This window comes from Streptomyces sp. NPDC102279, assembly GCF_044766365.1.
In the GTDB taxonomy this organism is placed as follows: domain Bacteria; phylum Actinomycetota; class Actinomycetes; order Streptomycetales; family Streptomycetaceae; genus Streptomyces.
This window is the reverse complement of record NZ_JBIWLU010000007.1, coordinates 81,103-100,975: the sequence shown is the minus strand read 5'-3', so window position 1 is coordinate 100,975 and position 19,873 is coordinate 81,103. Positions and strand designations below refer to the sequence as shown.

Genomic DNA, 19,873 nt, shown 5'->3' with positions numbered 1-19,873 from the left:
GCGCGGCCCGCACGTACCGACCCCCCACGGTGCGGGCCGCGCCTCCCCCCTTCCTATTTGCAGCAACGACCCGTTCCATCACGGACTTTGAGGAGAGGGCATGTCCCCGGGTACGAACGACAACGCGACGCCCGACGCCGACAGGGCCGCGCCCGAGGCGAGCGCCGTGGGGGCCGCACCGGCCGGGAACAGTGCCTCCCCCAGCCGCCTGCGGGCGGCCCGACTGGGCTTCTGCGCGGCCGCGTTGGCGGTCGCCCTGACGGCCGGGGCGGTGGGCGTCGGCGCCCTCCGGGACGGCGGCGCGACACCCGCCGTCGCCGCGGCGGCGGCCGGGGCGTCGCCGCAGTTGCTGGCGAGCGGTGATCTCGACGCGAGCATCACCTCTCTCCAGGCCCATCTCCGCACGCAGCCCGCCGACTTCGGCGGCTGGGCCACACTCGGTCTGGCCTATGTGGAACAGGCCCGCACCAAGGGCGACCCCTCCCGCTACCCGCAGGCGCAGCAGGCGCTGGACCGTTCCCTGAAGATGCGTCCCCACTACGACCCGGCGCTCGCCGGACGGGCCGCGCTCGCCGCCGCCCGGCACGACTTCACCGGCGCCCTGAAGTACGCGCAGCTCGCCCTTGAGCAGAACCCGTACAGCGAGCGCGCCCTCTGCTCCCGGATCGACGCACTCGTCGAACTCGGCCGCTACGCCGAGGCGTCGAAGGCCGCCGATCTCGCCGACTCCAGGCGGCCGGGCGTTCCCGTCTTCACGCGGTACGCCTACGTCCACGAGCTGCGCGGCGACGTGCCGACCGCCCGACGGGTGCTGAAGCAGGCGCTCACCACGGCGACGAGCCGCGGCGACATCGCGTACGTGGCGACCGCACTCGGTCAACTCGCCTGGAACCAGGGCGACTATGGTTCCGCTCTCACCTCCTACGCACGGGCGCTCGCGGCCGACGACAGCTACCTGCCCGCGCTCGAGGGCAGGGCCCGCGCCCAGGCGGCACGGGGCGACCGGGCCGCGGCGATCAGGGGCATGGAGCAGGTCGTCCAGCGCTATCCGCTGCCGCAGCCCCTGGTCGAGCTGGGCGAGCTGTACGAGGCACGCGGCAGGACCGGTGACGCGCAGAAGGCCCGCGACCAGTACGCGCTGGTGAACGCCTGGGTCTCCCTCGCCCGCGCGAACGGCGTCGACGCCGACCTCGACACCGCGCTGGCCGCCGCCGACCACGGAGACCACGGGGCCGCGCTGAAGGCGGCCCGCGACGAGTGGGCGCGCCGGCACACCGTGCACACCGCGGACGCGCTCGCCTGGGCCCTGCATGTCTCGGGCCGCGACAAGGAGGCCCTGCCCCACGCCCGGGAGGCCACGGCGACGGGCTATCGCAACGCGTCCTTCCTCTACCACCGCGGTGTCATCGAACGGGCCACCGGCCACACGAAGGCGGCCCGCGCCTCGCTGGAGGCGGCCCTGGAACTGAACCCGAGCTTCTCCCCGTTGGGCGCCCGAGAGGCCCGCGCCGCACTGAAGGCGGCACGGTGAGGGCGCGTCGGCTGCTCGCCGCGTGCGGGGCGGCCCTGACCGCGGCCTGCGCGCTCGTCCTGATCCCCGCCGGACCGGCGGGCGCGCATCCCCTGGGCAACTTCACCGTCAACCGGTACGACGGACTCGTCGCCGCCCCCGGGGAGTTGCGCGTCGACCATGTCGAGGACCTCGCGGAGATACCCGCGACCCAGGCGAAGCCGGACATCGCCAGGCTCGGCATGACGGAGTGGGCCCGGCGACGGTGCGAGAGCGCCGCGCGCGGGAGCCGGGTCACCGTCGCCGGGCACGAGGTCGCGCTCACCCCGGGCGCGAGCCACGCGCGTACGCGGCCGGGACAGGCGGGGCTGAACACCCTGCGCGTGGAGTGCCGGTCGACCGCACCGCTCCCCCGTGGCGAGGACGCCGGCCTCTCGGTGCGCTTCCACAGCGCGGGCGCCGACCGCGGGCCGGGCTGGCGGGAGATCACCGCCCGGGGCGACCGGATGACGCTGACCTCGTCGGACGTACCGCGCTCGTCGGTGTCCGCGGAGCTGACCACGTACCCGAAGGCCCTGCTGTCCTCCCCGGCCGACACCGCCACCGCCTCGCTGCGGATCCGTCCCGGCGGACCCGCCCTCGTCGAGGGCCGCCGGAACGCTCCGGCCGCCTCCGTGCTGCCGCGCGGCGCCGACCGCTGGACCGAGGCCCTGAACAACCTGGTGGCCCGGCACGACCTCACCCTCGGCTTCGCCGCGCTGGCCCTGGTCATCGCCGTCGGCCTGGGCGCGATGCACGCCCTCGCGCCGGGCCACGGCAAGACCCTGATGGCCGCGACGGCGGCGGCGCGCGGCGGCCGGGCCCGGCTGAAGGACGTGCTGCCGCTGGCCGCGTCGGTGACGGTCACGCACACCCTCGGGGTCGTCGCGCTCGGCCTGCTGGTCACCGCGGGTTCGGCGGCGGCTCCGTCCGTGATCGCCTGGCTGGGCGTGTCGAGCGGCGTCCTGGTTACCCTCGCGGGGGTCACCCTCCTGCGCAGGGCCTGGCCCCACCGATCGCCGGGACACGACCGGACCCACAGCCACACGGACGGGCACCCGCACCCGCACGGCGGGGAGCACGGACACGGACACGGGCACGCCGTCGGCGAGGAGCACCCGGACGGTCACGACCACGCCCACGAGCCCGGGTCGGAGCACCCACACGACCACGAGCACGCTCATGAACAATCCCCGGTCCACTCCCGCACCCGTCGGCACGATCGGGAGCCCGCCCTCCTGGAAGCGGAGACCCACGCCCGGGACCGGCACGCCGGCCGTCCCGAACGCCCGCTGGTTCTGGCACACGCCGCCGCGGCACCGCGGGCAGACTCCCCGGTCACGACCGCACCGCAGCCCCACCCGCACCCGCACGACGCGAGCCCCGACCACGCGCACCACCACGACCACGAGCACCACCATCCGTCCGCGCCCACCCCCCGATCCCGTGCCCGCCGTTCCCCCGAAGGCCCCTCCCCCGCCCTCGAACACACCCACGGCGGCTTCACCCACACCCATGAGATCGCCCCGACCCTGCGCGGAACGATCCTGCTGGGGTTCGCCGGTGGGCTCGTGCCCAGTCCGTCGGCGGTCGTCGTGCTCGTGGGGGCCGCGGCCCTCGGGCAGGCCTGGTTCGGCCTCCTGCTCGTTCTCGCGTACGGCGTCGGACTGGCCCTGACGCTGACGGCCGCGGGCTTCGCCGTCGTCCGGCTCGGAAGCGGGATGAACCGTGCCCTGGCGAGGCGTCCACGCTGGGCCGAGGGACGGGTCGTACGGTTCGTCCGCCGGACCGCGCCCCTGGGGTCCGCGGCGGTCGTCGTGGCTCTCGGGGCCGGATTGGTGCTCAAGGGGGCGGCATCCGTACTCGGCTGAGCTACTTTTGGGGAGATATCGCGCGGATGCGAATGGGGGACGCACGTGTCCGAAGATCCGGGCAGTGAACGTGTGATCGCGGGTCGCTACCGCCTGCTCTCGCCCCTGGGCGAGGGCGGCATGGGAACGGTGTGGCGCGCTCGCGACGAGGTGCTGCAGCGCGAGGTGGCCGTCAAGGAGGTCCGCGCCCCGGCCGGACTTGCCGGGTCCGAGATCGAGCGGATGTACGCCCGTCTGGAGCGGGAGGCGTGGGCGGCCGCCCGTATCTCCAACCACAACGTCGTCACGGTGTACGACGTGGCCACCCAGGACGGCCGGCCCTGGATCGTGATGGAGCTGGTCCGGGGCATCGCGCTGTCCGATCTGCTGGACGCCGAGGGGCCGTTGGCGCCCCGGCGGGTCGCCGGCATCGGCGCCGCGGTGCTGTCCGCGCTGCGGGCCGCGCACGCGGCGGGAGTGCTGCACCGCGACGTGAAGCCGGCCAACGTCCTGATGTCGAACGACGGACGGGTCGTGCTGACCGACTTCGGCATCGCCACCGTCGAGGGCAGTTCCGCGCTGACCATGACGGGCGAGGTCATCGGATCGCCCGAATTCCTGGCCCCGGAGCGGGCGTTGGGGCGTACGCCCGGACCGGAGTCGGACCTCTGGTCGCTCGGCGTGCTGCTGTACGCGGCGGTCGAGGGCAACTCGCCCTTCCGGCAGAACACTCCGCTGAGCACCTTGCGGGCCATCGTCGACGAGCCGCTGCCGGTGCCCCGCCGGGCGGGGCCCCTCACCCCCGTGATCGAGGGACTGCTGGCCAAGGATCCGGCCGCGCGGACGAACGCCGCCGCGGCCGAGCAGGAGCTGCGCGCGGTCGCCGAGGGCGGCAGGACCCCCACGCGGGCCGTCGGCCCGCTGCCACCCTCCGACACACCCACGATCGGCGCGTTCCACCAGCCGCCGCCCGGCCCGCCGACGCCGTCGGGAGGATTCGGTCCGCCTCCGGTGACGACGTCCTCGACGGGCCCCACCGCGGAGCCGGCCCGTCGCCGCCCGGCGGCCTTCGTCCTGATCGCCGGTGTGGCCGCGCTCGCGCTCGCCGTCGGCGGACTGACGTACGCGCTGCTCAACCATGACGACGGGAACGGCGGAAGCGGCGGGAACGGCGGACAGAGCGCCACCGACGGGGGCGGGAGCGGCAACGGCGGCGCCTCGGACGGCGGGACGAGCCACAGCGGGAGCGGGGCCACCAGCCCTACCGGCAGCGGGAGTTCCTCCGCGAGCGCGCCCACGGGCGGAGGGGCGACGAGCGCCCGGCCCGCCCAGTCGGTACGGGTGACGGTGTCGGGCAGACACACCGACTACACGGGATCCTGCCCGCCGCCCGGCACGGAGGCGCCCTCGTTCACGGCGACCTTCACGGTGGGCCGGGTACCGGTGGACGTCGAGTACCGATGGGTCACGGAGACCGGCGAGGTGACCGACAAGAGCTGGAAGACGCTCTCGTTCCCCGCGGGCGGCGGCAGGACCCGGCAGACGACGGTGGTGGCGACGACCTACGACACGAGCGGGACGTTCGCCAACAAGATCAGCGTGGAGGTCCGGAGCCCGGTCCGTACGACGTCCGACGCGGTGCCGTTCACGATCACGTGTGCGACGGAGACCCCGACTGACGGAGCCTCCGCTTCCGCATCACCTTAGGAAAGGCGGAGAGCTCAGACCGCTCCGCTGAGGACGGGGAGGTAGCCGCCGGACTGTCCGGCCGCGGTCGGGTGGTAGGACTCCCCGATGTCCAGCCAGTTCAGGCTGTGCAGCCAGACGCTGCTGGAGCAGATCTCGTGGCCCGTGAAGGTGCCCCGGACGTCACCGAAGGTGAATCCGTAGGCGGCCGCGCGGGCCGCGATCGCGCTGTCCAGGTAGTCGGCCGCGCCGTTGATGGCGGACCGTTCGGTCTCCGAGAGTCCGGTCAGGCAACTGCCGTTGAGCTTGTAGAAGCGGGGATAGCCGAGGACGACGACGTGGGCGGACGGCGCCTTCGCCCGGATCGCCGAGTACACGGAGTTGAGGTTGCCGGGGAGGGTGGAGGCCACGTACGCCTTCGCCGTGGCGATGCGCGCGAGGCAGGAACTCTCGGACTGCAGGACACAGGTCGTCATGACGTCCGAGAAGCCGGCGTCGTTGCCGCCGATGCTGATGGAGACGAGGCCGGTCGAGGAGGTGAGGGGACCGAGCTGGTTCGCCGTGACATCACCCGTACGAGCGCCCGAGCAGGCGGTGAAGTCGAACGACGAGGGTGAATGCGCGGCCGCCCAGAGATAGGGGTAGGCCTTCGTGCTGCGCTTGCAGTCGCCGCTGGAGCTGATGTAGCTGTCGGCGCCGACACCGGACGAGTAGGAGTCGCCAAGGGCCACATAGCCGGTGGCGGCGGCCGTTCGTGCCTGCGCCGTGGCCGCCCCGGTGAGGGTGACGCCGACGGCGAGGAGGAGTGAGGTCACGTATGCCGTAATTCGGGAACGTCTCATGGAACCTCCCTTTAGCAGGATCTCTGCCACAACTTTGGTACCAGCTACGCGCATTGACAGGAAGTGTTCATGCCAAAACTTCTGCGCCACTGCGTCAGGAGACCCGCGAACGCGCCCCCTTCACGCCTTGACGGCCCGGGACACGCTGCGCCACATTGAAGCCCGGCATCCGGCGCGTCGGGGGGCAAAGTCGCCAATGCAGACCTTACGGATCAAGACATCCTCATCCGACACCGCGAAGGGGCCGCGGCAGCACCCGGGGAGGGACCTGCTGCCACTGCTCGCGGGCGGCGCGACCACGGTGGGGGCCGTGGGCGCGGTCCTCGCGCTCGCCGACGCCAACTCACCGCTGCGCGGGCCGTTCACGCTCTTCTTCCTGCTCGCCGCGCCGTCGGCCGCGATCGGGGCCGCGCTGCGCGGGCTCGACCCGTTCGGCCGCGTCCTCACGTCCGTCGCGGGCGCCGTCGTCCTGAACATGCTGGTGGCCCAGGGCATGCTCGCCGTGCACCGCTGGTCGGTGCCCGGCGGCATCGTCGCCGTGACGGCGCTCAGTTCACTGATTCTGCTGCTCACGCTCGTGCGCCGGCGGCGCACCCGAGGACCCTCAAACGGATGGGGAAAATCCGTTCGAGGTGCAAGGTAACGGTCAAACCAACAAAAAGGTGAGGCCTCGTTCCAGGTCTTGCCATACAGACGCATTCGTCAATACCGTCGTACATCTCACCCGCATCGGTCCATCATCAGCGGCTCCAGGGGAGGGCTCAGGACCGCGATGGAAGCCGGCGCGGGGCGCGGTTGGGGGGTGCCGTTCTCGGTGACCAGACGTATGCCGAGTCGGGCCGCGCAGCCTGCTCCTCAGTTCGGAGCCGGCAAGCTTTGCCAGCTCACCCGGCATGGACGGAGATCCATTCCGGCATGCCGTCAGTGAGTAACCCCCCTTTCGAACCGGACAAAGAGACGGACCGCCCAGGGGCGGGCGGTCCACCGGACGAGAGGGACCAGACTCATGAGCTCAGTCCTGCGCCCAGCCATCTCGGGCGACGATCCGTTAGTGGCCGCGAACTACCGGCCGATCTCCTCTCACCTGGCCATCGCGCCACCGGTGAGTGTCGTGATTCCCGCCATGAATGAGGCGGAGAATCTCCCGTACGTCTTCAAGACGCTGCCGTCGTGGATCCACGAAGTGGTCCTCGTGGACGGCAACTCCACCGACAACACCGTCGAGGTCGCCCGGGAGCTGTGGCCGGACGTCAAGGTCGTCAAGCAGCTCGGCAGGGGCAAGGGCGACGCGCTGATCACCGGATTCGCGGCGTGCACCGGCGACATCATCGTCATGGTCGACGCGGACGGCTCGGCCGACGGACACGAGATCGTCTCGTACGTCTCCGCGCTGGTGTCCGGGGCGGACTTCGCCAAGGGCTCGCGGTTCGCCAACGGCGGCGGCACGTCCGACATGACTCCGATCCGCAAGCTCGGCAACCGTGTGCTCTGCGCGACCGTCAACGCCAAGTTCGGCGCCCGCTACACCGATCTCTGCTACGGCTACAACGCGTTCTGGCGGCACTGCCTCGACAAGATCGAACTCGACTGCACCGGCTTCGAGGTCGAGACCCTGATGAACATCCGGGTCGTCAAGGCGGGCCTCAAGGTGCAGGAGATACCCAGCCACGAGTACCTCCGCATCCACGGCTCGAGCAACCTGCGCGCCGTGCGGGACGGGATCCGGGTGCTCAAGGTGATCCTCAAGGAGCGGTCCAACCGGCGTGCGCTGCGCCGGACACCGCACGCCCATCAGCTCGACTCCGGCCGGGGAGAGGTGTCTTGAGAACGCGGGACATCTCCGTGGTGATCTGCGTGTACACCGAGGACCGCTGGGAGGACATCCTCGCGGCGGTCTCCTCGGTGCGGGCGCAGTCCCTGCCCGCCCTGGAGACACTGCTGGTCGTCGACCACAACGCCGTTCTGCTGGAGCGGCTGGCCGGGGAGTACAAGGAGACCGAAGGGGTGCGGGTGCTCGCCAACGCGGGTCCCCGCGGTCTGTCCGCAGGGCGCAACACCGGGATCGCCGCCTCGCACGGCTCCGTCATCGCCTTCCTCGACGACGACGCCGTCGCCGAGCGGGACTGGCTGCGGCACTTCGCCGAGGGCTACGCCGACCCGCGGGTGATGGCCGTCGGCGGCCGCACGATGCCCGTCTGGGCGTCGGGCCGCCGGCCGGCCTGGTTCCCCGAGGAGTTCGACTGGGTGGTGGGCTGCACGTACAAGGGCCTGCCACCGGGCCGGGTCCGGGTCCGCAACGTCCTCGGCGGCAACGCCTCCTTCCGCCGCACGGCGTTCGACGCGGCGGGCGGCTTCGCGACCGGGATCGGCCGCGACGGCGACAAGCGTCCGCTGGGCTGCGAGGAGACGGAGCTGTGCATCCGGCTCACCCGTGCCCGGCCGGACGCCGTCCTGCTGATCGACGACCGGGCGGTCATCCACCATCGGGTGCCCGCGGCCCGCGAGCAGTTCGGCTACTTCCGCACCCGGGCCTACGCCGAAGGTCTCTCCAAGGCCCTGGTCGCCCGAAGTGTGGGCGCCGGCAAGGGACTGGAGTCGGAACGCCGCTACACCACCCGGGTGCTGCCCGTCGGCGTGCTGCGCGGGCTGCGGGACGCGGCCCTGGCCCGTCCCGGCGGCGCCGGCCGCGCGGGCGCGATCGTCGCCGGGGTACTGACGGCGGCCGGCGGGTATGTCGCGGGGAGCGTCCGGGCCCGCCGGAGCGGCGCCGTCTTCTCGGTCGTCCCCGTCGCGGCGGTCGAGGAGGCGGCGGACGAGGAGGGGGCGGACGACGAGGGGGCGGCGGCATGAACGGACCGGTACCGATCCTGATGTACCACTCGGTCGCGCGGACGCCGAACGACGCGACCCGGGCGCTGTCCGTCGCGCCCGAGGCCTTCGCCGAGCAGATGGCGCTGCTCGACGACCGCGGGTTCACGCCCGTCGACACCGTCCGGCTGGCGGCGGCCTGGCGCTCGGGCGCCCCGCTGCCCGCACACCCCGTCCTCATCACCTTCGACGACGGCTACGAGGGCGTGCACCGGCACGCGCTGCCCGCCCTCGCCAAGTACGGCTTCGCCTCCACCCTCTTCGTCTCCACGGGGTGGATCAGGGGCGCGTACGACACCGGGGGCGGGCTCGACACCATGCTCGACTGGGACCAGGTACGCGAACTCGCCGGGGAGCAGGTGGAGATCGGCGGTCACAGCCACACCCATCCGCAGCTCGACCAGATCGCGGACGACGCGCTCCGGTCCGAGCTGCGGAGCTGCCGGGAGATCATCGCCGGTGAACTGGGTTCGCTGCCGGTCTCGTTCGCGTACCCGTACGGCTACTCCAGCGCACGGGTGCGCCGTTCGGTGCGTGCGGCCGGGTTCGCCCAGTCGCTCGCCGTCGGCAACGGTCTCGCCCGCCGCCGCCAGGGTCCCTACGCCCTGCAACGTGTGACCGTGCGCCGCACGACCGGTATCGAGGAGTTCGAGCGGCTGGTCGAGGGCCGTTCGATCGCCCGCACCTTCGCCCGGGACCGCGCCCTCACCAAGGGGTACGCCATGGTCCGAAGAGCACGACAGGTCCGCCGGAAGGCCATCCGTTCCCGTGTCTGACACGACCACCACAGCCCAGGCCTCGACCACCGCGCCCGAGGCACCCGAGCGGCGGCCGGGCCGCCGCCTTCGTCTGCCCGGCACAGGCCGCACGGGCGGCGGAGGCGGCAGCCCCCTGTTCCGCAACGCCTACGCCCTGATGCTCAACACCGGGATCTCCGCGGTGCTGGGCCTCGGGTACTGGCTGATCGCCGCCCGCTACTACACCGAGTCGGCGGTCGGCCAGGGCTCGGCCGCCATCGCCGCGATGAAACTCCTCGCGGGCATCACCGCGGTGACCCTGACGGGAGCACTCGCCCGCTTCATCCCCGTCGCGGGGCGCGCGACGGGCCGGCTCATTCTGCGTACGTACGCGGGCAGTTCGGTCGTCGTGGCGCTGGCCGCCGGGATCTTCCTGCTCACCCTGAACCTGTGGGGTCCCTCGTACCGCTTCCTGCACGGCCCGCTGCACGGGATCGGCTTCGTCCTCGCGGTGGTCGCCTGGTCGGTGCTGACCCTGCAGGACGGGGTGCTGACGGGACTGCGCAACGCGCTGTGGGTGCCGGTGGGCAACACGGTGTTCTCCGCGGTGAAGCTGGCACTGCTGATCGGCCTCGCCGCCGCCATCCCCACCTCGGGCGTCTTCGTCTCCTGGGTCGCGGCGATCGCCCTGTCGGTGGTGCCGCTCGGGATCCTGGTGTTCCGCCGGCTGGTCCCCCGGCACGTGAAGGCGACGGAGAACCAGACCAAGCCGCCCTCCCTCAAGGAGATCGGCCGGTTCCTCGCCGGCGACTACACCGGGTCGCTGTTCTCGCTCGCCGTGGTCTATCTCGTCCCGGTGATCGTCGCCTCGCAGGTCAGCTCCACCGACAACGCGTACTTCTACATCACCACGACCATAGGCGGCACGGTCAACCTGCTCGCCATCAACATGGGTGCCTCGCTGACGGTGGAGGGGTCGCACGATCCGGCGCGGCTCGCCGCCAACACCCGGGCCGCGCTCAGGCGCATGGCACGGATCATGCTGCCGGTGTGCGGACTGCTGTTCCTCGGCGCGCCGTACATCCTGCACGTCTTCGGCGCCGGGTACGCGCACGCGGCCACACCGCTGCTGCGCTGGTTCGCCGTCGGAGCGCTGCTGCGGGTGGTCATGGAGACCTACTTCGCCGTACTGCGCGCGCAGAGCCGCACCTCCGGACTCGCCTACCTGCAGGGCCTGTTGTGCCTTCTGGTGCTCGGCCTCACGGTGATCCTGCTGCCCCGGATGGGTCTGACGGGCGCGGGTGTCGCGGAGATCTCCAGCCTCGCGGTGATCGTGACGATCGCCGCACCCAGGCTGTTCAGGATCGTGCGGACCGCGCCGCCCGCCGAACCTCCGGCGGACGCGGCGCCGGACGGGGACCTCGCCGACCTGGGGGCGCGCGACGTCGCCGCGGCGCGCGAGCCGAAGCGGGGCCCGGCCCGGCCGCTCGACTCGGACACCCTGGCTCTGGGCCTGCACATCGATCTCGACCACCTGGAACGCCGTCCGGACGTACGCCCCGGGCCGGGCACGCCGCCGACCGGCACACCCGCGGTGCGCACCGGGACGGGCGCGGAGCGCCGCCCCGCGTGGGCGCAGCGGCAGCCGTCCGTGGGGCTGCCCGTGGAGGCGCGCGAGCCGGGTTCGGAGGCCTCGCTGGGTCCGGTGGAGGTGCCGGAGGTCGACGCCCCGTTCGAGACGGAGGGACCCGGCGGTGCCGCGTCCGGGGTACGGGCCGCTTCCGCGGAGGGCGCGTCGGCCGCCGACCCGGTCGCGGCGGACGGGGCGGAGGAGGACCGGCAGCCACCGGACGACCCTCCGCTGTCCTGGCGTGAGCGCGTCCTGCGTCCGTCGAGGCCCGGCGTCGTCCTCGGCTTCCTGCTGATCTCGGCGCTGCTTCTCTACTGGGTCCCCGCGTTCGGCCTCGACGACGACTCGCTGACGGACATGGGCGGCCTGGGCCTGATCTCGGTGCTCCCGCCGCCGACGCTGATCGGGGCGGCCCTGCTGGTCACGGTGTTCAGTTCGCTGCTCTGGATGAAACGCGAGCACCGGGGTCTGCTGCTGGTCACGCTGCTCGCCACGGTGGTGTCGCTGCACGCGCTCCCCGCGGTCATCGAGACCGATCCGCGGTTCGCGACCGCCTGGCAGCATCTCGGCTTCCTCGACTACATCGACCGCACGGGGTCCGCCGTGCCGGACCTGGACGCCCGCTGGAGCTGGCCGGGCTTCTTCGCGGTGGCCGCCTTCGTCGCTAAGGCGTGCGGGGTCTCCGATCTGTCCGAGGTCATCCGCTGGTGGCCGATGACCATCCAACTCCTCTATCTGGCGCCGATGTTCTTGCTGGTCCGGTCGATGCGGGCGAGCTGGCGCGCCAAGTGGACGGGCATCTGGTTCTTCACGCTGTGCGGCTGGGTGGGCCAGGACTACTTCTCGCCGCAGGGCTTCACCTACCTGCTGTACCTGGTGTTCGTGGCGATCCTGCTCGTGTGGTTCCGGGCGCCGCGCGTGCTGTGGACGAAGCGGCGGCCGGGCGAGGCGGAGGTCGAGCCGACGGACCGGCGCCAGCAGGCCGTGCTCCTGATGGTCCTGATCGGGCTGTTCGCGGCCACGGTGCCGGCGCACCAGCTCACCCCGTTCGTGATGCTGGGCGTGCTCGCGGTCCTCGTCCTCGTCGGCCGCTCCGAACTGCGCGGTCTGCCCATCCTGTTCGCCGTCCTGGTCGCGGCCTGGGTCGGATTCATGGCCGAGCCGTACTGGTCGGGCCACTTCGACGACCTGTTCGGAGGTGTCGGGGGCGTCGGCAGCAACGTGTCGACGTCGGTCTCCGGCCGTATCCAGGGCGGCAGTTCGACGCACAAGCTCGTGCTGTACACGCGGGTGCTGCTGGCCGGCGGCATGATGGCCTTCGCCTGCTGGGGATGGTGGCGGCGGCGCGAGCACCGGTACCGCGAGCGGTCGCTGCTCGTGCTGACCTTCGTCCCGTTCCTCGGCTTCGGCATGCAGTCGTACGGCGGCGAGATGGCGCTGCGGGTCTTCATGTTCGCCGTGCCGGGTGCCGCCCTGCTCGCCGGACTCGCCCTGTTCCCGCGTACCGGCGTCACCGCGAAGGAGCGGGAGAAGGACCGGATGAGTCTCGCCCCGGTCGCCGCGCTGCTGGCGGGCCTGCTCCTCATGGGCGGCTTCCTGGTGGCCCGTTGGGGCAACGAGTCGTTCGAGCGGATCCGGCCGGGCGAGGTCACGGCCATGAACTACGTGTACGCGCACGACGATCCGACGGCCCGGCTGCTGTGGCTGAGCAACGACACGCTCGACAACGTGACGCCCGCGATGCCGTGGGGCGCCAAGGACATGGAGAAGGTGCAGTACGTTCCCACGCTCGCGCCCGCCGACCCGGTGCTGGTGTCCGGACTCGTCAAGTCGCTCAAGGACGCGGGCCCGAACTCGTACCTGATGATCAACCGCAGTCAGGTGGTCTACCTCCAGCTGGACGTCGGCTATTCGGCGACGTGGGAGTCGCGGCTCATCACGCACCTCGACGAGCGGCCGGAGCTGAGGAAGGTCCTGGTCAACGACGACGTCACGATGTACGCGCTCCGCGAGCGGCCGGAGGGCAGGGTCCCGCGGGCCGAACCGGGTCCGATCGGGCCGCAGGTGACGTGGACGCCGTGGTCGGTCGTCGGCGGTCTCGCCGCGGTCGCGCTCATCGTGCTGCTGACGGCACGGGAGGTCGTACGGGTGGCGGTGCGGCCCGGTGTGCGGCAACTCCGGTGGATCCAGAGCAGCTTCTGGTTCTCCCTGCCGCTGCTGGCGGTCCTGCTGGCCTCACTGGTGCAGCGGTTCCTGACGATGAAGTAGGAGCCCGGGAGCGGTGCGCGCGGGTGAGGTGGCCCGGCCGGTACGACGGCCGGGCCACTTCCTCACGTCGCGGTGCCGTCGGCCGGCCCGGTCAGCGGCTGAGCCACTTCACCGCGTACGCGCCCAGCTCGAACCGCTTCCCGTCGACCTTCGCGCTGATCGAGCGGTCCCGCGTGTTGACGACGAGGACGGTCCGGTCGGTGGCGAGGACACGCACGTTCGGCACGTCGTCGGCGGCGACGGACACCTTCTCGTAGGCCGTGCCCGGCGGGAACGCCTTGCCGAAGCGGGAGATCAGGTCGTACATGGGCAGGTCCCCGCCGCCGCCGGCGGTGTCGGTCGGCGTCCACAGGCAGCCGGGGCAGCCGGCGCCCTTCTCCTTCTCCGGGTTCCAGTAGAAGCCGGACGAGGCTCCGCCCCTGACCATCGCGATCATCCCGCTCGCCTGGACCGCGACGCGGTGGGTCTCGGACCAGCCCTTGCGCTCGTCCTTGGAGTCGGCCGGTTCGACGTAGTACTCGGCCCACCACAGCGGCAGTCCGTGCGTCTGCGCGCGCAGCCATCTGCTGACGGCCGTGAACTTGTCGGTGGCCGCGAACTCGTCGGGCAGCGTCTCGTCGTCGTTGGTGTAGCTGGAGCCGTCCACGACGACGAAGTCGGCGCCCGCCTTGTGCTCGTTCCAGTAGGCGAAGGCGTCGAGGACCCGCTGGTCCATGGCGCCCCAGGTCCCCTTCACCGTGGTGGACGCGTCCTGCGTCTGGCGTGGGTCGAAGCTGTCCATGACCAGGTAGGGGCCGCCCACCATGATGTCCTTGTCCACCTTCTTCAGCGCCTTGTACACCAGGTTGTAGAGCTTGGTGTAGCCCTCGTAGTCCCAGCGGCCCTCGCTGTCGTTCCAGAAGCCCTTGAACTCGTTCCAGACGATGAAGTGGCGTACGTCGGGGTAGCGCCGGGCGACCGTCGCGGCGAGGGCGGCGAAGTCCGCGAAGTGCGACGGCTCCGGTGCCGTCTCCAGGGACGCCTGGCTCCAGTCCGTCCGGTCCGCCCCGGCCTTGCCGCCCTTCATCCAGTCCGGGGAGCAGCACAGGGTCACGACCGGGGTGCCGCCGGACCTGCGGACGAAGTCGATGCGGCTGTCCATCTCGGAGAAGTCGTAACGCCCCTCGGCCGGTTCGGGGTTGCCCGCTCCCCAGCCCATGATGTGCTGGTTCTGCGGCAGCGACACCTCGTCACGGCCCAGCAGTCCCTCGACCCGCTCGGTGGCCGCGTCGTCGCCCTCGTCGGCGCTGTACTGGGTGTGGGTGAACCCCCAGCCCACATCGGGGCGGGGCGTCTGGGGCGGGGTCACCGGTGTGCCGTGCACCTTGTCCCCGTCGCGGGTCGTGCCCGCGGTGCTCCTGCCGTCCCCCGGCAGGGTGTTGAGCAGCGTCACGACCAGGGCGAGTACGGCCGCGCCCACGCCGAGCAGCGCGGTCAGGCGCCACCGTCGTTCCCCCGAATTCCACCCATGACGTCCCATCATGGGCAACAGTAACGGGGGGAATCGGGCGCGCGACAGGTCTGCCGCCGTACAGCCCTGTAACAGGATGGAAGGGATACACCGGAAGAGCGGGCCCCACGCGACACACGCGACGCAGTGCGGAAACCGGGTGCATGGGACGCCCGCGTGACGGATCATGGCGGCATGTCTGCGAACCCACACGACGCGCTGCCGATCAGGCTCAACGTCGACGACAGCGACTCGCCGTCGGACATCGTCGACGCGCTGTTCCTCGGTCGCTTCGCGACGGGCGAGCAGCCGCACTCGCACGCCGCGAACATCGACCGTGTACGGTCCGGAGCCACCCTGCTCCCGCCGGGCGCCCGGGTGTTGCGCTCCGCGCGGGACGACGACCGCAGTGCGACCCTCGCCGAGGGCGACGGCTGGACCCTTCTGGTGTCCCGCTGGAACAGAGGCGCGGACGTCACCGTGACCGCGACCAGTGTCGAGCTGGCCGAGAAGGTGCTGAGCCAGGCGACGGACGGCGCCGCGGACGAGCCGGAGCCGCAGCCGGAGAACGTGACGATGGGCTTCTGGTACGTGTCGCCGCGCCGCGGCCCGCACCGCACCACCCGGCAGATCTCCGCCGGCACGTGGGAGGAGGTCCGCGCCAACTACACGGCGCCGGTCGCGGACGCGATGGACGGCCTGATGAAGACGACCCCCGAGGAGATCGCGGGCCGGCTCCTGCTGCTGCACGGCCCGCCCGGCACCGGCAAGACGTCCGCCCTGCGCACGCTGGCCCGCTCCTGGCGCGACTGGTGCCAGGTGGACTGTGTGCTGGACCCCGAGCGGCTCTTCTCCGACGTCGGCTATCTGATGGACATCGCGATCGGCGAGGAGGACGGCACGGGCAAGGGACGCTGGCGGCTGCTCCTCCTGGAGGACTGCGACGAGCTGATCCGCGGCGAGGCGAAGCACACGGCGGGCCAGGCCCTGTCCCGGCTGCTCAACCTCACCGACGGCCTGCTCGGCCAGGGCCGCAACGTCCTGGTGGGCGTCACGACGAACGAGGACCTGGAGCGTCTCCACCCCGCCGTCGTCCGCCCCGGCCGCTGCCTCGCCCGTATCGAGGTCGGACCGCTGACGCGCCGGGAGTCGGTCGGCTGGCTGGGCACCGAGGAGGGCGTCCCGCGCGAGGGCGCGACCCTCGCCGAGCTGTACGCGCTGCGCCGGGGCACGACGCCGACATCGGTCCCGGACCAGCGCGAGGGCGCGGACGCGGGGCTGTACCTGTAGCAGCCCCGGGGGCTCCCGGCCGTCGCCCCTCCGGGACGCCGAGTCCGGGGTACGCAGGTACGCAGGTACGGACAGTCCTGGGTCGTCCGGGCACCCCGGCGCTCCCGGGGCGTCCGGACGCCGGCCGGTCCTCCGCAGTCCGGGGAGGTCCCGGCGGCCTCAGTGGTTCTTCTCGAACGCCGCGCGCAGGGCGTCCCGTACGGCGGCCAGCGCGGCGGTCTCGGTCAGCCCGAGGCGGTGCGCCCGGTCGGCATAGGCCTGCGCGGCCGACGCCGCCTCGCGCGCCGCGGCGTCCCCGGCGGCGGCCACGAACGTTCCGTTGCGGCCGCGCGTCTCGATCACCCCGTCCGACTCGAGGGCCCGGTAGGCCTTGGCGACGGTGTTGGCCGCGAGGCCGAGCGACTCGGCCAGCCCCCGCACCGTGGGCAGCTTGTGGCCGACCGGCAGCGCGCCGGACCTGGCCTGCTCGGAAATCTGGGCGCGCACCTGCTCGTACGGCGCGGCCCCCTCTGCGATGTGGATCTTCAGGGTCACCCGGCGATTGTCCCGCACCCCGGGAAAAATGAGAGGCACCCGCACGCGGCCTCCCCGTAGCGTGCGCTGCCATGACACTGATCATCCGTGAGGTGCGTCGCGGGGACCCGGTGGACGCCGCGAGCTTCGCGCGTATCCGTCACGAGGCTCTCCCCTTCATGCTCTTCACCCCGCAGTCCATCGTCTACGACGTCGAGCACGCCCATCCCGACGCGCATTACCAGCCGTTGCTGGCCCTGGAGGACGGCGAGCCGGTCGGCACCGCGCAGGTGGGCCTCGTGTACGACAGCCCCGAGCCCGGCCAGGCCTACGTCAACGTCTATGTGCACCCGGAGCGGACGGGCCGCGGTGCGGGTTCGCTGCTGGTGCGCTCCGCGGAGGAGCGGCTCGCCGCCCTGGGCGCGACCCGGCTGTTCGCCTGGGTGCTGGACGCACCGGCGAACCGCGACTTCGCGGAGAAGCGCGGCTATCGCTCGGCCCGCTCCGCGCACTTCCTCCGCCTCGACCTGGCGAACGGCACCCTGCCGCCGCTCCAGTCCCCGCCCCCCGGCGTCGAGTTGCGCACGGGGGCGGACTTCGCGGACGACCCGCGCCCGCTGTTCACCCTGGACGCGGAGACGCTCCTCGACGAACCCAGCGACGTCGAGCGGGAGTTCACGGACTACGAGGCCTGGCTGGAGGAGACCTGGCATCATCCGCTCCTCGACCACGAGCTGACCTCCGTCGCCCTGGTGGACGGCCGCCCGGCGGCGTTCAGCGCGGCCCGCACCGACGGCGGCACCCGCTACGGCACCGTGATGACGGGAACCGCCCGTGCCTTCCGGGGCCGCGGTCTCGCCAAGCTCGCCAAGAACCACTCCCTGCACCGCGCCCGCGCGGCCGGCTACCGAGAGGCGTTCACCGGCAACGACACGGGCAACGGACCGATGCTCGCGATCAACAAGTGGTTCGGCTACGACGTGTGCGCCACGGAGGTGAAGTATGTCCACGAACTCGGCGGGAGCGCCTGACACGGTGGAGATCGTGCTCGTCAAGGCGGGCCGTACGAAGATCAGTTACCCGGCGGAGCTGCTCGCCGACGACGGGACGCGGGTGGTGGTGCGCGCCCCGTGGGCGGGAGACACCGCCCGGGACTTCGGCTTCGTACGGTTCGAGCGGGGCGACGTCTTCACCGAGTACTACTGGCGGGACCGGTGGTACGCGGTGAAGGAGGTCCGGGACGCCGCGGGCGTACGGAAGGGCTGGTACTGCGACGTCACGCGGCCCGCCACCGTCTCCGAGGGGCGGCTGGTGGTCGAGGATCTCGACCTGGACCTGTGGCGCTCGGCCGACGGCACGGATGTCCTGCGGCTGGACGAGGACGAGTTCGCGGAGAGCGGTCTGGCGACCACCGACCCGGCGGCCGCGGCCGCCGCCGAGAAGGCCTTGGACGAGCTCGAACACCTCGCCCGCGAGGGCGGTTTCGAAGCGCTGCTGGAGTAGGCGGCTTCCGCCGACACCGGCGGCCCCTCGAGGGGCTCCGACCCGGCGGCCTGCCGGACGCGGGTCCGCCGGGCGGCGCGTGACGGCAGGTGGCCGGGATCAGAAGGTGGCCACCACGGCGAACCTCTCGTCGTCGACCTCGTGTCCCCACAGCCGTGCGTCGTCCGACAACGGCTCCACGCGCAGCGCGGCTCCCTCGCCCGCCTCGGCGGCCAGCGGCCGGAGCAGGGCGGCCAGCCGGTCGGCGGACAGACCGACGGGGTGCACCGTGCCCCAGACGCCCTCGACGAGGACGAGCCGCCCGCCGGGACGCAGGAGCCCGCGCCAGTGCCGCAGCACGCGCCCGGGGGCGGGCAGGGTCCAGAGCACATGGCGGCAGAAGAGGACGTCGTAGCGCTGCTCGCCGACCGGGGGTGTCGCCGCGTCACCGACGAGAAACGCCGCGTCACGGCCGGCCAGCTTGGCTCTGGCGAGGTCGATCATGCGGGTCGAGAGATCGATTCCGGTGACCCGGTGTCCCTCCTCGGACGCGAGGAGGGACAGGCTGCCCGTGCCGCAGCCCACGTCGAGCAGGTCTCCCGGCCGGTCCGGCAGCCAGGTCCGCAGCCGGGCCGCCCAGGCCGCGCGGACCGCCGGGTCGCGCAGGCCGTGGTCGGGCTCCTCGTCGAACGTGGCGGACTCCGCGTCCCAGTCGACGCCCGCCCCTGGATTCGTCACGCTGTCGCTCACCATGCGTCCCATCGTGTCAGCGGCCACTGACAGTCCGGCGGGGCCCGCCGTGGCGGTCGGACGGGGCGGGACGTGACCGGCGCCACAGACAGATCGCCACCGATGAGGAACTCTCCCCCGAAAGGTCTACCTCCGTACACCATCGGGATCCGGTAGACGCGAGGAGGCAGCGATGCGCCGTGCGACCGTGCAGAAGCCCCTGAGGAAGTCGGACTCCCGCCGTGTACGGGACGAGGCCGAGGAACGTCCGGCCGGGCGCCCGGAGATCCGCAAGGACATCGCGCGCACCTGGTGGCCGGACGGCTGAGCCTCCTCGCCGGACAGGCGCGCGGCCGCCGTCAGCCGAGACGCTTGCGGTAGTGGACGCGGTCGTAGGGCCCGTCCACGCGCCGCTCGACGACCTCGTACCCGAGCTTCGGATAGATCTTCCGGTTCTCCCACATCATCGCGTTCGTGCAGAGCCTGACCTCGTCCAGGCCGAGGGCACGCGCGTGTGCGTCGACGAACCGCAGCAGCCGTCCCCCGACGCCCCGGCGGTGGGCGTCGGGCCGCACGGCGACGGTGTCGAGGTACAGGTGGTCCGGTCGCTCCTCGACGACCACCAGCCCGGTCACCGGCTCCCCCGTGACGAACACCCGGCCTGCCGCGACGTTGGCCGCGTGGTCCGCCTCCATGGGCGCGGGCACGACCCCGATGCGCTCGACGTACGGCTCGAAGGCGGCGTCGATCACGGCTCGCACGACGGGCACGTCACCGACAGCGGCACGCCGCACCCCGAACGCCGCAAGGCGCTCTCCACGCCTTCCGGGCTCCCCCGGCTCCACAGGCATCTCCGTCATGCCCCGCACGCTACCCACAGCCCGTCGGTCCCCGGCACACCGATGCGCCGATGCCCCCCGACCCCCCTTCCTGAGCCCCC

General features: G+C 72.3%; 17 protein-coding genes. 12 read left to right on the top strand and 5 right to left on the bottom strand.

Going from position 1 to position 19,873, the window contains the following annotated elements; genetic code table 11:
- Positions 1-100: 100 nt before the first annotated feature.
- From ACIRQH_RS18900 to ACIRQH_RS18890, 3 genes are read left to right on the top strand one after another with little or no spacing between them, the layout of a single operon-like run.
- Entirely contained in the window at positions 101-1,531 is a 1,431-nt protein-coding gene (locus ACIRQH_RS18900) for a tetratricopeptide repeat protein (protein WP_404226612.1), read from the top strand.
- Entirely contained in the window at positions 1,528-3,420 is a 1,893-nt protein-coding gene (locus ACIRQH_RS18895) for a sulfite exporter TauE/SafE family protein (protein WP_404226610.1), read from the top strand. Before ACIRQH_RS18900 ends, ACIRQH_RS18895 begins: the two co-directional genes overlap by 4 nt.
- 45 nt (positions 3,421-3,465) lie before the next feature.
- Entirely contained in the window at positions 3,466-5,106 is a 1,641-nt protein-coding gene (locus tag ACIRQH_RS18890) for a serine/threonine-protein kinase (RefSeq protein WP_388868952.1), read from the top strand.
- A gap of 14 nt (positions 5,107-5,120) precedes the next feature.
- Here ACIRQH_RS18890 and ACIRQH_RS18885 read toward each other — a convergent pair whose 3' ends face one another.
- Positions 5,121-5,927, bottom strand: a complete 807-nt coding sequence (locus ACIRQH_RS18885; RefSeq protein WP_356177195.1) for an SGNH/GDSL hydrolase family protein — start codon at positions 5,925-5,927, stop codon at positions 5,121-5,123.
- A gap of 196 nt (positions 5,928-6,123) precedes the next feature.
- Here ACIRQH_RS18885 and ACIRQH_RS18880 point away from each other — a divergent pair, with 196 nt between their 5' ends.
- The 5 genes from ACIRQH_RS18880 to ACIRQH_RS18860 all read left to right on the top strand — a co-directional run bounded on the left by ACIRQH_RS18880 (position 6,124) and on the right by ACIRQH_RS18860 (position 13,430).
- Positions 6,124-6,570: a hypothetical protein gene (locus tag ACIRQH_RS18880; RefSeq protein WP_404226609.1), complete on the top strand. Its 447-nt coding sequence runs from the start codon at positions 6,124-6,126 to the stop codon at positions 6,568-6,570.
- Between the two features lie 363 nt (positions 6,571-6,933).
- Entirely contained in the window at positions 6,934-7,752 is an 819-nt protein-coding gene (locus ACIRQH_RS18875) for a glycosyltransferase family 2 protein (protein ID WP_358819541.1), read from the top strand.
- On the top strand, positions 7,749-8,777 hold the full coding sequence (locus ACIRQH_RS18870) for a glycosyltransferase family 2 protein (RefSeq protein WP_388868958.1): 1,029 nt from the start codon (positions 7,749-7,751) through the stop codon (positions 8,775-8,777). The genes ACIRQH_RS18875 and ACIRQH_RS18870 overlap by 4 nt, the downstream gene beginning before the upstream one ends.
- Positions 8,774-9,571 carry a polysaccharide deacetylase family protein gene (locus tag ACIRQH_RS18865; protein WP_388868961.1) on the top strand — a complete coding sequence of 266 codons (798 nt, stop codon included), beginning with the start codon at positions 8,774-8,776 and terminating at the stop codon, positions 9,569-9,571. The genes ACIRQH_RS18870 and ACIRQH_RS18865 overlap by 4 nt, the downstream gene beginning before the upstream one ends.
- Positions 9,564-13,430: a lipopolysaccharide biosynthesis protein gene (locus ACIRQH_RS18860; RefSeq protein ID WP_404226608.1), complete on the top strand. Its 3,867-nt coding sequence runs from the start codon at positions 9,564-9,566 to the stop codon at positions 13,428-13,430. The genes ACIRQH_RS18865 and ACIRQH_RS18860 overlap by 8 nt, the downstream gene beginning before the upstream one ends.
- Before the next feature lie 91 nt (positions 13,431-13,521).
- Here the strand turns inward: ACIRQH_RS18860 and ACIRQH_RS18855 are convergent, their stop codons facing one another.
- A complete protein-coding gene (locus tag ACIRQH_RS18855; protein ID WP_404226794.1) occupies positions 13,522-14,949 on the bottom strand; it encodes a xylan 1,4-beta-xylosidase in 1,428 nt (475 codons plus the stop codon).
- Between the two features lie 165 nt (positions 14,950-15,114).
- Between ACIRQH_RS18855 and ACIRQH_RS18850 the strand changes: the two genes are divergently transcribed.
- Positions 15,115-16,209: a DUF5925 domain-containing protein gene (locus ACIRQH_RS18850; protein WP_404226606.1), complete on the top strand. Its 1,095-nt coding sequence runs from the start codon at positions 15,115-15,117 to the stop codon at positions 16,207-16,209.
- Between the two features lie 159 nt (positions 16,210-16,368).
- Here the strand turns inward: ACIRQH_RS18850 and ACIRQH_RS18845 are convergent, their stop codons facing one another.
- Positions 16,369-16,743 (bottom strand): GntR family transcriptional regulator, encoded by a 375-nt coding sequence (locus tag ACIRQH_RS18845; protein WP_358819536.1) that lies wholly within the window; start codon positions 16,741-16,743, stop codon positions 16,369-16,371.
- 71 nt (positions 16,744-16,814) lie between these two features.
- Between ACIRQH_RS18845 and ACIRQH_RS18840 the strand changes: the two genes are divergently transcribed.
- Both ACIRQH_RS18840 and ACIRQH_RS18835 read left to right on the top strand, forming a co-directional pair.
- On the top strand, positions 16,815-17,753 hold the full coding sequence (locus tag ACIRQH_RS18840; RefSeq protein WP_358819535.1) for a GNAT family N-acetyltransferase: 939 nt from the start codon (positions 16,815-16,817) through the stop codon (positions 17,751-17,753).
- The gene (locus ACIRQH_RS18835) at positions 17,725-18,225 is read left to right on the top strand and encodes a DUF402 domain-containing protein (protein WP_358819534.1); all 501 of its coding nucleotides are present in this window, start codon (positions 17,725-17,727) and stop codon (positions 18,223-18,225) included. The genes ACIRQH_RS18840 and ACIRQH_RS18835 overlap by 29 nt, the downstream gene beginning before the upstream one ends.
- A 99-nt stretch (positions 18,226-18,324) precedes the next feature.
- On the opposite strand, the gene ACIRQH_RS18830 is transcribed toward ACIRQH_RS18835, so the two are convergent.
- Positions 18,325-18,957 carry a class I SAM-dependent methyltransferase gene (locus tag ACIRQH_RS18830; protein ID WP_388930308.1) on the bottom strand — a complete coding sequence of 211 codons (633 nt, stop codon included), beginning with the start codon at positions 18,955-18,957 and terminating at the stop codon, positions 18,325-18,327.
- 169 nt (positions 18,958-19,126) lie between these two features.
- Between ACIRQH_RS18830 and ACIRQH_RS18825 the strand changes: the two genes are divergently transcribed.
- Positions 19,127-19,261, top strand: a complete 135-nt coding sequence (locus tag ACIRQH_RS18825; protein WP_358819532.1) for a hypothetical protein — start codon at positions 19,127-19,129, stop codon at positions 19,259-19,261.
- 31 nt (positions 19,262-19,292) lie between these two features.
- Here ACIRQH_RS18825 and ACIRQH_RS18820 read toward each other — a convergent pair whose 3' ends face one another.
- Positions 19,293-19,784 carry a GNAT family N-acetyltransferase gene (locus ACIRQH_RS18820; RefSeq protein WP_388869091.1) on the bottom strand — a complete coding sequence of 164 codons (492 nt, stop codon included), beginning with the start codon at positions 19,782-19,784 and terminating at the stop codon, positions 19,293-19,295.
- Between the last annotated feature and the right edge of the window lie 89 nt (positions 19,785-19,873).